This window comes from Streptomyces sp. NPDC031670 (genome assembly GCF_055580545.1).
In genome coordinates this window covers 344216-356734 of sequence record NZ_JBVILC010000002.1, presented here as the reverse complement: position 1 = coordinate 356734, position 12519 = coordinate 344216, and the positions used below count along the sequence as shown (strand labels likewise).

The following is a 12519-nucleotide window of genomic DNA, read 5'->3' as shown; positions in this document are numbered from 1 at the left end:
CCGCCTCCAGAGCCCCACCGCGCCACATTGCACCGAGAGCAAAGATCTTATTGCACCGAGCAGTTGGGCCCGCCTAGCCTCCTGACATGCCCACCACCTACACCGACCGGGGCACGGGCGACGCCCTGCTCCTGGTCCACGGCCACCCCTTCGACCGCACGATGTGGGGCCCCCAGATCGAGGAGTTCGCGCGGACGCACCGGGTCGTCGCCCCCGATCTGCGCGGCTACGGCAGCGCGCCCGTCACCCCCGGCACCACCCTCCTCTCGGACTTCGCGCAGGACGTCCGGGCGCTCGCCGACCGGCTCGGCATCGCGCGCTTCGCCCTCGGCGGCCTCTCCATGGGCGGTCAGATCGTCATGGAGTGCTACCGCCTCTTCCCCGAGCGGATCAGCGCTCTGCTCCTGGCGGACACCCTCCCGGCCGCCGAGACCCCGGCCGGCCGCACCGCCCGCCGCGACACGGCCGACCGGCTCGTACGCGAGGGCATGGGGCCGTACGCCGACGAGGTCCTGGAGAAGATGGTGGCGCCGTGCGCGGACGCGGCGGTCAAGGCGCAGGTGCACCGGATGATGACCGCGACCGACCCCGAGGGCGCCGCCGCCGCGCTGCGCGGGCGCGCCGAGCGGCCCGACTACCGTGAACTGCTCACCACCGTCACCGTGCCCACCCTGATCGTGGTGGGCCGCGACGACACGTACACCCCGGTCGCCGACGCCGAGGCGATGCACGCCGCGGTCCCCGGATCCGCCCTGGTGGTCGTGGAGGGGGCGGCCCATCTGCCCAATCTGGAGCGGCCCGAGGAGTTCAACGCGGCCCTGCGCGCCCTTCTGACGGGCTGAGCGCGTTGCCCCCCGGCGGCGGACGCGGGCCGGCGTCGGCCGTACCGGCGAACGCGTCGGCCGTACCGGCGAACCGGTCGGCCGGGAGGATCCCTTCGAGGGGCGGGGCGGGTTTCCCGGGGTGCGGGCGGCGCGCTCCTGGGTGAGGATCGGACCGTCCGGAAGCCCGGTTGCAGGGGGGCCGAGCAGGAGGCGTCAAGGTATGCGCGCTGTCGCGGTCCAGGCCTTCAGGGCCATGCCGGAGGTCGTCCACGTCCCCAAGCCGGAGCCCGGCCCCGGCGAAGTGCTGGTGAAGGTCGCGTACGCGGCTCTCAACCCGTTCGACTGGCAGGTCGCGGACGGCCTCCTCGACGGCCGCGCCCCGCACGTCTTCCCCCTGGTCCTCGGCGTCGACTTCGCCGGCCGCGTGGACGTGGTCGGGCCCGGCGAGAACCGGTTCGTGGTGGGCGACGCGGTGTACGGCCAGGCGGCCCGGCCGCCGGTGGGGACCGGTACGTACGCGGAGTACGTGACGGTGCCGCACGACTCGACCATCGCCGGGGTGCCCGACGGGCTCGCGCTGCGGGCCGCCGCGGCGCTGCCCACGGCCGGGATGACCGCGCTCCAGATCCTGCGCACCGGCGTGGCCCTGGAACCGGGCGACTCGATGCTCGTGGTGGGCGCGGCGGGCGGGGTCGGCAGCGCGCTGACCCAGTTGGCCGCGGCGCGGGACATCCGGGTGGTGGCGGTGGTGCGGGGCGACGAGCGGGAGCGGATGCGGGCGCTGGGCGCGGCCCTGGCGATCGACTCCACCGAGCAGTCGGTGCGCGAGGCGTGCGAACGGGCCGTGCCGGGCGGGGTGGACGCGGTGGTGGACCTGGTGTCGGCGGACGCGGAGGCCTTCGACGCGTATGCGCGGCTGATGCGTCCGGGTGGCGCGGCGCTGAGCACCCGGGGCGCGGCGCCGACCGGAAAGGGCGTGAACTTCCAGCTCACGGCGTCGGGTGCGCTGCTCGACGCGCTGGCCGCCGCCGCACTGGCGGGTGAGGTGCACGTGCCCGTGGAGGCGGAATACCCGTTGGAGAAGGTGCCGGAGGCGATGCAGCGGAACCGGGCGGGCGGGGCGCGGGGGAAAACGCTGTTCGTGCCGTAGATGTCCGTTTCCTCGGTGTGAACGGAAAAGTTTGTCCACAGGGTGTGGATAAATATTCGGCAACACGGAGGCGCGGCAGCACGGAGACACCGCGGCACGGAGGCCCCGCGCCACGGCTACATGGCCCTCGGTTCTCTCCCGGCGGGGTAGACCCACCCAAAAGGTTCGATTCGCCGTGATCGCATACTGATGCCATGGGTGCACAGCTCGACGTGGATGACGTGGACAAGGGCCCGGGCGGCCGGGGACGGGTGCGGCTCGCGCCGCCGCAGTGGCTGGTCGGCGGGTTGCGCCCGCAGAGCACCCCGATCGTGTGGCCGGGCGTCGCCCGGGCCGGCGCCGCGCTCGCGGCCCCGCTCGCCGTGGGCTTCGCCACCGACCAGCCGGCGTACGGTGCGCTGGTGTCCATGGGCGCCCTCTCCGGAGTCATCGGCGACACCGCCGACGCGTACCGGATGCGGGTCTTCAACATCGCCGTGCCGCAGCTCTTCGGCGCGATCGGCGTCACGCTGGGCACCCTGGTGTACGGCGAGGGCTGGTTCGCGGTCGCCGCGCTCACCCTGGTCGCCCTCGTCTCCGGAATGATCTCGTCCATCGGCGCGGTGGCGTCCGTGTCCGGGCTGCTGCTCCTGCTGAACACCGTGGTCGGCGCCGGACTCCCGATGCCCTCGCCGTGGTGGAAGGCGCCCCTGCTGCTCTCCCTCGGCGGGCTCTTCGTCCTCCTGCTCACCCTGCTCGGCTGGCCGCTGCGCAACCGCGTCCCGGAGCGGACGGCCGTCGCCGCCACCTACCGGGCGGTGGCCGACCTCCTCGAAGCGGCGGGCACACCCGCGTACGACGCCAGACGCCAGGCGGTCACGCAGTCGCTCAACACGGCGTACGACCTGGTCCTCGCCCGCCGCACCCGCGACCACGGACGGCGCAGCCCGCTGGTACGGCTGCTGGCCCAGCTGAACGTGGTGATCCCGCTGGTGGAGGCCGCCCCGGCGGCACATCTGAGCGGGCGCACCCTGCCGGCCGAGATCCCCTCGGCCGTACGGGAGCTGGCGACGGCGGTGGAGCGGGCGCACACCGGACCGGTGCCGGACCTGGCGCTCCCGGAGGCGGCCAGGCCGTCGGAGCGGGCGGTGGACGCGGCGCTGCGGCACGCCGCCGTGGTGGTCCACAAGCCGGACCCCGACCCGTACAACGTCGACGACCGCCTCGGACGCCCGGCGGCGCTGCGCATACGGCTGCGGCGCGGCGCGCGCAACGTGCTGTTCTCCCAGGCGTCCTGGCGGTACGGGCTGCGGCTCGCGCTCTGTATCGGGCTGGCGCAGGCGCTGGTGTCGCTGGTGGCGGTGGAGCGTTCGTACTGGGTGGCGCTGACCGTGACGTTCGTCCTGAAGCCGGACTTCGGTTCGGTGTTCTCGCGGGCGGTGCTGCGCGCGCTGGGCACGGCGGTGGGCCTGGTGACGGCCGCGGCCGTGCTTGCGGAGGTGCCGCGCGGGTGGTGGGACGTGCCGGTGATGGTGGTGCTGGCCGCGCTGATCCCGGCGTTCTCGGCGAAGGGGTACGTCTTCCAGACGGCGGCGATCACCCCGGTGATCCTGCTCCTGTCGGACCTCCTCAACCACCAGGGCTTCGGCCTGGTGCTGCCGCGCCTGTGGGACAGCCTGATCGGCTGCGGGATCTCGCTGGTGGCGGGCTATCTGCTGTGGCCGGAGAGCTGGCACACCCGGATCGGGGACCGGCTGGCGGACGCGGTGGAGGACGCGGCGGGGTACGTGGAGTGCGCGTTCGCGGGGGAGGGCCGGGACCAGGCGGAACGCGTCCGGCGGCGCCGCCGCATCTACCGCGACCTGTCGGTGGTCCGCTCCGAGTTCCAGCGCGCGCTGACCGAGCCGCCGCCGATGGGGGCGCGGGCGGCGGCGTGGTGGCCGCTGGTGGTGGCGGTGGAGCGGATCGTGGACGCGACGACGGCGGCGCGGGTACGGGTGAACCACGGCGCGGAGCCCCCTTCGGCGCCGGAAGTGGCGGCAGCGGTACGGGAGTTGCGCGGCCTGGCGGCCGGGCTGCGGGCGTCGTCCACGCTGGTGGAGGTCCGGGCATCGCTGACGGGCCCGGAGGAGAGCGTGCTCGGCCCCCTGCGCCAGGAGGTCCGAGCGGCTCGCGCGATTGCTTCGCCGGGGGGTTAGGGCCCACCCGCCCGCCCGTTCGGCGGGGTTGGGGAGCCCCGGGCCTCTGTCGGGTGCCCCGCGCCACGGGCGTCGGTCCGCCGGTGGGTGGTGCGCCCAAATTACCCACCCGCCCGCCCGTTCGGCGGGGTTGGGCAACCACCGGCCTCTCCCCTCTGGCGCGCCACCGTCGGCGTCGGCTCCGCTGCGCGGATCGGACTGTCCTCCGGCTGCGGGCCGGTGGGGGGGGCATCCGCGCAGTTCCCCGCGCCCCTGAGGGGGCTCCGCCGCAACCGGAATACCCGGCTCGGCCACGTCCCCCCCAGGGGCGCGGGGAACTGCGCGAGCAACCCTCCACGGCCCGCAGCCGAAGGACAGTGCGATCCGGGCACGGGCCGCCCCCCCCGTGGCGCCCAGGAAGTGAAGCGGCGGGCGGAGCCGGAAGGCCTTACCCATCAGGCGCCGCCCCCGTTACACTCCCCCCATGACTTCCGCGCAGCACTCCACCTGGTGGCGCTCCTCCTAGGAGCGGCCACCAGACCTGCGCGCACGCGCGATCCCCAAGGGCCGTTCGACATCGGACGGCCCTTTCGCATGTCCCGCCCCGCTCGCCTCTCCCCCCCCGCCGGAGGGAGGCAGGCAGGGAGGCAGGGAGACGGCCGTCCGCCCCGGACGACGGCCTCCACCCACCTCCCCAGAAGGGCCCGGACCCATGACCCGCATGCTCACCGGTGACCGCCCCACCGGCCCCCTCCACCTCGGCCACTACTTCGGCACCCTCCAGAACCGCGTCCGCCTCCAGAACAGCGGCGCCGAGATCTTCGTCGTCATCGCGGACTACCAGGTGATCACCGACCGCGACATCGCCGACGACCTCCTCGGCCACACCCACGGCCTCGTCCTCGACTACCTCGCCGCCGGTATCGACCCCGCCCGCGCCACCGTCTTCACCCACAGCGCCGTGCCGGCCCTCAACCAGCTGCTCCTGCCCTTCCTCAGCCTGGTCTCCGTCGCCGAGCTCGGCCGCAATCCCACCGTCAAGGACGAGATCGCGCACTCCCGACAGTCGGCCGTGAGCGGGCTGATGTTCACGTATCCGGCCCACCAGGCCGCCGACATCCTCTTCTGCAAGGCCGATGTAGTCCCGGTCGGCCAGGACCAGGTCCCCCACCTCGAAGTCACCCGCACCATCGCCCGCCGTTTCAACGACCGTTACGGGTCCGTCTTCCCCGAGCCCGAGGCCATGCTCTCCGCCGCCCCCGTCCTCCTCGGCACCGACGGTACGAAGATGAGCAAGTCCCGTTCCAACTCCATCCCCCTCTCCGCCACCGCCGACGAGACCGCTGCCCTCATCCGCCGTGCCACCACCGACGCGGACCGCCGTATCACCTACGACCCCTCGGCCCGTCCCGGCGTCTCCGGGCTGCTCCAGCTCGCCGCGCTCTGCCAGGACCGCGATCCGCACGCCGTCGCCGCCGAGATCGGTGACGGCGGCGCCGCCGCGCTCAAGCGGACCGTCACCGAAGCCGTCAACACCCGTCTGGCCCCCATCCGGGCCCGCCGGACCGAGTACGCGCGCGACCTCTCGTACGTACGTGAGGTCCTGCACGAGGGCAACAAACGCGCCAACGCCGTCGCCGAGGCCACCCTCGACGAGGTACGCGCCGCCATGGGCGGTTTCCGCTAGTGGACAGGCATTCACCTGCTGATTCCGGAATTCCACCCCCGTGAAGTCGCACTGTGGAAAGGCGTCAACGGCGCCCAGGGCGCCCAAGCCGCCACCATTGACTGGTGAGTAACAACCGCTCATACTCGCACGCATGGCCGGGCCATGGGCCGCTCTGCCGCGTACTCTCGCCGCGGAGCTGCGAAAGGAACAGCACTCCACGGCGGCCGAGGTAATCCGGCAGATAAGACAGCACGTGCCGGAATTCTCCAGGCCGCTGCACGGTAAATTCGGGCACGGAATCCAGATGGGCGTGGAAACCGCTCTCGCCGAATTCGCGGACCTGGTGGAGGGCGGCGACAGCGCGTCCGCCGACCGGGGCGGCGAGCGGTGGCGGGTCTACTGGGTGCTGGGGCGCGGCGAGTTCGCGGAGGGCCGCAGCCTGGACGCGCTCCAGGCCGCGTACCGGCTCGGGGCCCGCGTCGCCTGGCGCCGGTACGCGCGGGCCGCCCGGCGCGCCGGGGTCGGGGCCGACCAGGTCGTCCTGCTCGCCGAAGCGGTGTTCGCGCACATCGACGAGATCTCCGCCGTCTCCGTGCGCGGCTACGCGGAGGCCCAGGCCGACAAGGCGGGCGCGCTCGGACGGCGGCGCCACCATCTGCTGGAGCTGATCGTCTCCCGTGCCACCGGCCCCGCGCTCGAACAGGCGGCCGTGGCGGCCGGGTGGACGCTGCCCGGCACGGTGGCGTGCGTCGCGCTCGGGCCGCCCGCCGAACGTGACCGCATCCACCGCAGGCTGCCGCCCGCCGTCCTCGCGGACCTGGAAGGGCCCGAGCCGTTCCTGCTGGTCCCGGAGCCGGGGACGGCCTTTCGGGACCAGGTGTTCGCGGCGGCGCTGGCCGGACGCGGCGCGGTGGTCGGGCCGACCGTGCCGCTCGCGATGGCGGCGGACTCGCTGCGCTGGGCGCGCACCCTGCTGGCGCGTCTGGAACGGCCCGAGGGGATCGTGCGCTGCGAGGAGCGGCTCTCGGAGCTGCTGCTCCTCGGGGACCGGGCGCTGGTCGGGCTCTTCGGCGCCCGCCGGCTCCGCCCGCTGGACGACCTCACGCCCAAGCAGGCCACCCGGCTCGCCACCACCCTCCTGGTGTGGCTCCAGTGCCACCGGGGCAGCGCTCCCGAGGTGGCGGAACGGCTGGAGCTGCACCCGCAGACCGTACGCCAGCGGCTGCGCCGGATCGAGCAGCTCTTCGGGTCCGCGCTCGACGACCCGGACGCGCGCTTTGAGCTCGAAGTGGCTTTGCGGGCAAGGTTGTTGGGCCCGGGGTCGGGTTCCGGGGGCTCGGGACCGGCGGGTCCGGGTTCGGGACCGCTCTCCCTGGGTTCGGGACCGGCGGGTCCGGGTTCGGGACCGCTCTCCCTGGGTTCGGGACCGGCGGGTCCGGGTCCGGGTTCGGGAGCGGTAGGCCTGGGCTCCGGCTCCGGCTCAGACTCGGGCGTGCAGGGCACCCGTCCACAGTCGACGCCGTAACGTCCCCGTGGCCCCCGAGGTCGCCCCGTCGTCGCCCCACGCCAGAAACCCCGTCCGCGCAGCGTTCACCCTTCCGGCCCCACGCGTCACTCGCGTGGCGGAACCCCGTACCTCCCCTTAGCGTGATGAAGGGCGCGTATCCCCTCGTAAGGAGACGTACGCCATGGGACGTCACACCAAGGACGCCGTCGAAGAGGGCAGGGCGGAGCGCATCGCCGCCGCTTCGGCACCGGAGGAGAGTGCCGGAGCGGCGGCGGGGGCGAGTCCCGGCGAGCCGCCCCGGCGCGGTGCGGGCGCGGCCACGGCCGCAGCCGCCGCTGCCGGGCGCACCGGCCACCAGGGCGCCGCCCATGAACACCGCTGGCTGGTCCTCGCCGTCATCGGCCTCGCCCAGCTCATGGTGGTGCTCGACGCCACCATCGTGAACATCGCTCTGCCCTCCGCGCAGAGCGATCTCGGCTTCAGCGACGGCAACCGTCAGTGGATCGTCACCGCGTACGCCCTCGCCTTCGGCTCGCTGCTGCTGCTCGGCGGGCGCGTCGCGGACCTCGTGGGCCGCAAGGCCGTCTTCCTGACCGGTCTGGTCGGCTTCGCGGTGGCCTCCGCGATCGGTGGCGCCGCGCCCAGCTTCACCGTGCTCGTCCTCGCCCGCGCCCTCCAGGGCGTGTTCGGCGCGCTGCTCGCACCGGCCGCGCTCTCCCTGCTCACCACGACGTTCACCGACCCGAAGGAGCGCGCCAAGGCCTTCGGGATCTACGGCGCGATCGCGGGCACCGGCGGCGCGGTGGGTCTGCTGCTCGGCGGTCTGCTCACCGAGTACCTCAACTGGCGCTGGTGCCTGTACGTGAACCTCATCTTCGCGGCCATCGCCTTCCTCGGCGCCCTGCGGCTGCTGCACCCGGGAGCCCCGGCCGACCGTCCCAAGCTCGACATCCCCGGCACGCTCCTCGTCTCGGCGGGCCTGTTCTGCATCGTCTTCGGTTTCTCCAACGCCGAGAAGCACTCCTGGAGTTCCCCGCAGACCTGGGGCTTCCTGGCGGCGGGCGGCGTCCTGCTGGTGGCGTTCGTCCTGTGGCAGCGGCGCGCCGCGCACCCGCTGCTGCCGTTGCGTGTCGTCCTCGACCGGGACCGGGGCGCCTCGTTCCTGGCGATGTTCATCTCCGGTGCCGGGATGTTCGGGGTGTTCCTCTTCCTCACGTACTACCTGCAGCAGGTGCTGCGCTACTCGCCGGTGAAGACCGGACTCGCCTTCATCCCCATGGTCGTGATCATGATCGCGTCCTCGGTGATCGCGCAGAACCGGTTCGTGCCCCGACTGGGCGCCAAACCGATCGTGCCGCTGGGCATGGGTCTGGGCGCGGCGGGGCTGGTGTGGATGACGGCGCTGGACGTGGACAGTACGTACGCGCCGCACGTCCTGCCGCCGCTGCTGGTGATGGGCTGCGGCATGGGCCTGATCTTCGCCCCGGCGATGAACCTGGCCACGGCCGGGGTCGCCGCCCACGACGCGGGCGTGGCCTCCGCGATGGTCAACACCAGCCAGCAGGTGGGCGGTTCGGTGGGCACCTCGCTCCTGAACACCCTGGCCACCAGCGCCGCCACCCACTACCTGGTCGGCAGGCGGCCGACGCCGCAGGTCCTCGCCAAGGCCCAGCTGCACAGCTACGCCACCGCCTACTGGTGGTCGGCCGGTTTCTTCGCCCTCGGCCTGCTGGTCACCGTGATCCTCTACCGCAAGGGCCCGCCCCGGCCGCCCCCGACGGACGGCGCGGACGCGGGCCCGATCCACATGTGAGGGCGAAGGGGCGGGCGCCCCGGAAGGCTCGGAACCGCCCGGGGCGCCCCGGGCCTCCGAGCCACCGGGGTGCCCGGCGGCTCAGACGAACAGGAACGCCGTCGCCGTCGCCGCCCCCAGCGCCGCGCCCGCGACCGTCTGGGCCACGGTGTGGTAGCTCAGGGCCACCCGCGACCAGCACACGGCGATGGTCAGCGCGTAGCCGAGCAGCCACAGGGGCTGGTGCGTGACGGCGGCGAGCAGCGCCACCACCGCGGACGCCACGGACGCGTCCACCGAGATCTTCCAGACCGTGTTCACCGCGAGCAGCCCGATCGTCATCACCCACAGCGCGAGCATCGACGCGAGGATGCCGAGGGGTGCGTTCCCGAGGACCATGACCAGGGAGCCGGTGCCGATCGAGCCGAGGATGACGAAGAAGATCGGCGCCCGTTTCGTACGGTCGACGACGTGCCGGTCGCCCCAGGTGCCGCGCCCGCGCTCCCACTCGATGTACCCGGCCGGGATCAGCCCCGCGCACAGCGCGCCCAGGAACCCCCACAGCAGCCCGGTCCAGTCGCCCGTCGCCGCGAAACCGATGCCGAGCATGCCGGCGAGCAGGCAGTTGCGGGGCTGGAGGACGTTGGTGACGGCGAGGGCGACGGGCCGCCGGGTCGGGTCGTCGAGGCCGCTGGTGCGGTTCTCGGTGGTGCGGTTCTGGGTGGTGCGGTTCTGGGTGGTGCGGTTCTGGGTGGTGCTGGTCACGCTGTGGTCTCCCGGGCCTCGGTCCGCGCCGACGCCAGGACCTCGCGGGCCCGGCCGTGCGGAATCGTCTGGTACGCGGCGGCCACCCGTACCAGCCAGGCGACCTCGCCGTCCTGGTCGGTGGCGTGCTGCGGTTCGATGGCGGCGGCCCGGCCGGCCGGGGCGCCCTCGGCCTTGGCGGCGAGCGCCGCCTTGATCCAGTGCGCGTCGGCGAGCGGCCCGGCGGCCTCGCTCCCGGTCACTTCGTACCCGGCCGCCTCGCTCCCCACTCTCTCGCTCCCCGCGGCCCGCTTGGCGGCCTCCAGGAGCTCGTCCGGCACGTAATGGCGCAGCTTCTCCACCGCGTCCGCGATGTCCGCGGCCCACCGGTCGATCCGCAGGTCGGCCGGGGCGTCGAAGCGCGTCAGCTCCCGCGCCAGGGACCTGGGCGGCTCGAACGGCTGGTCCGGGAAGGCCGTCATCAGCTCGTACCAGAGCGGGTGCAGCCGCGCCTGCGCCCGCCACAGCCGCACCCGTCGCCAGCCCTTGCTGAAGGCCGGGATGGACGCGCCGAGCGCGAAGAACGCGAACAGCACGATCTGCGAGGCCTCGGTGATCTCGTCGAATTCCAGCGCGAAGGACTTGCTCGGCTGATCGGCCACGCTCACCCAGAGGAACAGCGTCCGGCTCAGGGTGTAGGCGACGCCGATGAACATGGCGAACGTCATCATGCCGAGCCCCAGGCGCAGATGGCGCACCTTGGCGTTGCCGGTGGCCAGCGCCCACTGGTAGGCGCAGACGGCCGAGGAGGCGCCCAAGTACAGGTAGAACACGCTCATGTACAGCGTCGCGCCCCACTGGCCGGCGTGGTCGGAGACGAACCGGTCGGAGGGCACGGACCGGTCGACGACCGTGAAGAACAGCACCGTCAGCAGGACCAGCGTGGCCGCCGACGCCTTGGCGGCGACCCGCTGCACGGTCCGCGCGAACCGCACGTGGCGGGGGACGGCGCCCTCGTCCGGGAAGTGGCCGTAGATCGCCACGATGTAGCTGAGGATGGCGAGGATCGCGATGGTGGCGGTGTAGTGCTTGATGAGGACGGCGAGATCGGTGACCTCGCTGTCGTTGAGCGTGATCCGTACGAACTTCGTCTTCGTCCACAGGGCGACGGCGAACCCGGCGTAACAGCCCCACAGGGCGCGTCGGCGCTTGTCCTCCTCGTCGCCCCAGAGGGCGGCTGGCATACGCCACAGGGCGACGGCGGTCATCAGCGCGGCTATGAGGTAGCCGGCGAGGTCGAGGGGGCTCACGGGTTCCTTCGTGGGGGGACGGGCGGGGGAGAGCCGTCGCGGGGCCGGTATCGGGTCAATCGGCGGGTCAGTCGCGGCGGAAGAAGCCCCGGCGGCGGTGGGCGACCGGCCGTGAGAGCGAGTCCGAGAGCCGTCCGACCATGTCGTCGCTGGTCACGTCCAGGGCCATCCGTGGGATGAGGGAGGCGCCGAACTCGGCCACGCGCTCGTCGTGGGTGTCGTACTGGGCGCGCGCCTGGACGGTGGCGCCGGACTGCAGCATCCGGCCGACGAGCGAACTGTCGAAGACCGGGAGCAGTGCGGCGAGCTGGTCGGCGTCGAGGGACGTGCCGTGGTCGAACCACTCGTGGCACAGCTCGTGCAGGATGACGTGCTGCGTCTGGTAGTCGGTGGGGCGGCGCCGGTAGAGGACGAGACTGGTCCCGCCGGCCTTGAGCCGGAGTCCGCAGGCGGCGTTCACGCGCGCGAGGCGTTCGGGCAGCTCCCGCAGCACGATGGTCCGGCCCCGGGCCTCCTCCATGTTCGCGACGAGGGCGGGGATGCTGAACGGGGCGGGGATCGGCAGATCCGCCAGCCCGGCTTCGCACTCTCTCCGCAACGCGCGCATGGACATGTGTGCCTCTGGGTCCCTCTGGGGCGTGGTCACGCGGTCGTCTGGCATGCGATGGATCGATGGATCGGCGCATCTTAACGAACGGGCGTGAACACGGCCACGGCCAGGACGAGGTGACCGGAGGTAAGTCTTCGCGGGAGGGTGGGGCGGCTGCGGCAGGGCCGGCCGGACGTGCGCCCCCGGCGCTTCCGCGTCCGGTTGACCCCGGGGCCGACGCGGCCCCTTACCCCCTGTGGGACACCCTCAGCCCCTCAGCCCCCTCAGCCCTCTCTGCCGTGCTCAGCGTCCTTACCGTCCTTGCCCTCCTTGGTCTCCTCAAGGAGGGAGAGGGCGAACTGGAGGAGCTCGGCGGAGAGGCCGTCGTCGTCGAGCCCGCGCCCCGCGAGGCCGCTGATCTCGCCCGTACGCCGTTTGGCCAGGAACTGGAGTCCGGCCACCACGTCGTCCACGACCTCGGACTCTTCCTTGAAGAAGCGCCAGTCGACTCCGAAGCCGAGCCCGAGCGCCTTGAGGATGTCCTCGGAAGGGTGGGTGACCTTGCCCGCGAGGATGTTGGAGAAGTAGCTGTGCGACAGCTGTCCGCCGCGCTCCTTCACCAGGTCGGAGAACGCCCGCCCGGAGACGTTCTCGCCGGGGAAGGTCTTCTCCACCATGTAGGCGACCTTCTGCTGCAGGGTCGTCAGCTCAGGCGTGTGGTCTTCCATCTGTTCCCCCACCCCGTCTGGTCGGAACTGGGCTTGCACAAACACTCTAC

10 protein-coding genes are annotated in these 12519 nt (G+C 72.9%); 6 read left to right on the top strand and 4 right to left on the bottom strand.

Annotated features, from left to right (window positions below; genetic code table 11):
* Window positions 1-86 precede the first annotated feature (86 nt).
* The 6 genes from ACZ5ID_RS05660 to ACZ5ID_RS05635 all read left to right on the top strand — a co-directional run bounded on the left by ACZ5ID_RS05660 (window position 87) and on the right by ACZ5ID_RS05635 (window position 9119).
* Window positions 87-842, top strand: coding sequence for an alpha/beta fold hydrolase (locus tag ACZ5ID_RS05660; protein ID WP_468893734.1), 756 nt, complete (start codon window positions 87-89; stop codon window positions 840-842).
* Between the two features lie 202 nt (window positions 843-1044).
* Entirely contained in the window at window positions 1045-1974 is a 930-nt protein-coding gene (locus tag ACZ5ID_RS05655) for an NADP-dependent oxidoreductase (RefSeq protein WP_468893732.1), read from the top strand.
* 194 nt (window positions 1975-2168) lie between these two features.
* Entirely contained in the window at window positions 2169-4151 is a 1983-nt protein-coding gene (locus tag ACZ5ID_RS05650) for an FUSC family protein (protein WP_468893731.1), read from the top strand.
* Between the two features lie 535 nt (window positions 4152-4686).
* Entirely contained in the window at window positions 4687-5817 is a 1131-nt protein-coding gene (gene trpS / locus ACZ5ID_RS05645) for a tryptophan--tRNA ligase (protein WP_468894206.1), read from the top strand.
* Between the two features lie 133 nt (window positions 5818-5950).
* Window positions 5951-7324 (top strand): PucR-like N-terminal domain-containing protein, encoded by a 1374-nt coding sequence (locus ACZ5ID_RS05640; protein ID WP_468893729.1) that lies wholly within the window; start codon window positions 5951-5953, stop codon window positions 7322-7324.
* A gap of 163 nt (window positions 7325-7487) precedes the next feature.
* Window positions 7488-9119 (top strand): MFS transporter, encoded by a 1632-nt coding sequence (locus tag ACZ5ID_RS05635; RefSeq protein ID WP_468893727.1) that lies wholly within the window; start codon window positions 7488-7490, stop codon window positions 9117-9119.
* Window positions 9120-9200: 81 nt separating this feature from the next.
* Here ACZ5ID_RS05635 and ACZ5ID_RS05630 read toward each other — a convergent pair whose 3' ends face one another.
* The 4 genes from ACZ5ID_RS05630 to ACZ5ID_RS05615 form a co-directional block, all read right to left on the bottom strand.
* Window positions 9201-9707, bottom strand: coding sequence for a hypothetical protein (locus tag ACZ5ID_RS05630; protein ID WP_468894204.1), 507 nt, complete (start codon window positions 9705-9707; stop codon window positions 9201-9203).
* A gap of 152 nt (window positions 9708-9859) precedes the next feature.
* On the bottom strand, window positions 9860-11152 hold the full coding sequence (locus ACZ5ID_RS05625) for an MAB_1171c family putative transporter (RefSeq protein ID WP_468893725.1): 1293 nt from the start codon (window positions 11150-11152) through the stop codon (window positions 9860-9862).
* A gap of 67 nt (window positions 11153-11219) precedes the next feature.
* Window positions 11220-11765 carry a toxin gene (locus tag ACZ5ID_RS05620; protein WP_468893723.1) on the bottom strand — a complete coding sequence of 182 codons (546 nt, stop codon included), beginning with the start codon at window positions 11763-11765 and terminating at the stop codon, window positions 11220-11222.
* A gap of 260 nt (window positions 11766-12025) precedes the next feature.
* Window positions 12026-12469, bottom strand: coding sequence for a hypothetical protein (locus ACZ5ID_RS05615; protein ID WP_468893721.1), 444 nt, complete (start codon window positions 12467-12469; stop codon window positions 12026-12028).
* Window positions 12470-12519: the final 50 nt, after the last annotated feature.

Coding starts and splice junctions, on each gene's coding strand:
- ACZ5ID_RS05655 (WP_468893732.1), top strand. CDS start 1,045: ATGCGCGCTGTCGCGGTCCAGGCCTTCAGGGCCATGCCGGAGGTCGTC.
- ACZ5ID_RS05640 (WP_468893729.1), top strand. CDS start 5,951: ATGGCCGGGCCATGGGCCGCTCTGCCGCGTACTCTCGCCGCGGAGCTG.
- ACZ5ID_RS05660 (WP_468893734.1), top strand. CDS start 87: ATGCCCACCACCTACACCGACCGGGGCACGGGCGACGCCCTGCTCCTG.
- ACZ5ID_RS05615 (WP_468893721.1), bottom strand. CDS start 12,469: ATGGAAGACCACACGCCTGAGCTGACGACCCTGCAGCAGAAGGTCGCC.
- ACZ5ID_RS05650 (WP_468893731.1), top strand. CDS start 2,169: ATGGGTGCACAGCTCGACGTGGATGACGTGGACAAGGGCCCGGGCGGC.
- ACZ5ID_RS05630 (WP_468894204.1), bottom strand. CDS start 9,707: ATGCTCGGCATCGGTTTCGCGGCGACGGGCGACTGGACCGGGCTGCTG.
- ACZ5ID_RS05635 (WP_468893727.1), top strand. CDS start 7,488: ATGGGACGTCACACCAAGGACGCCGTCGAAGAGGGCAGGGCGGAGCGC.
- ACZ5ID_RS05620 (WP_468893723.1), bottom strand. CDS start 11,765: ATGTCCATGCGCGCGTTGCGGAGAGAGTGCGAAGCCGGGCTGGCGGAT.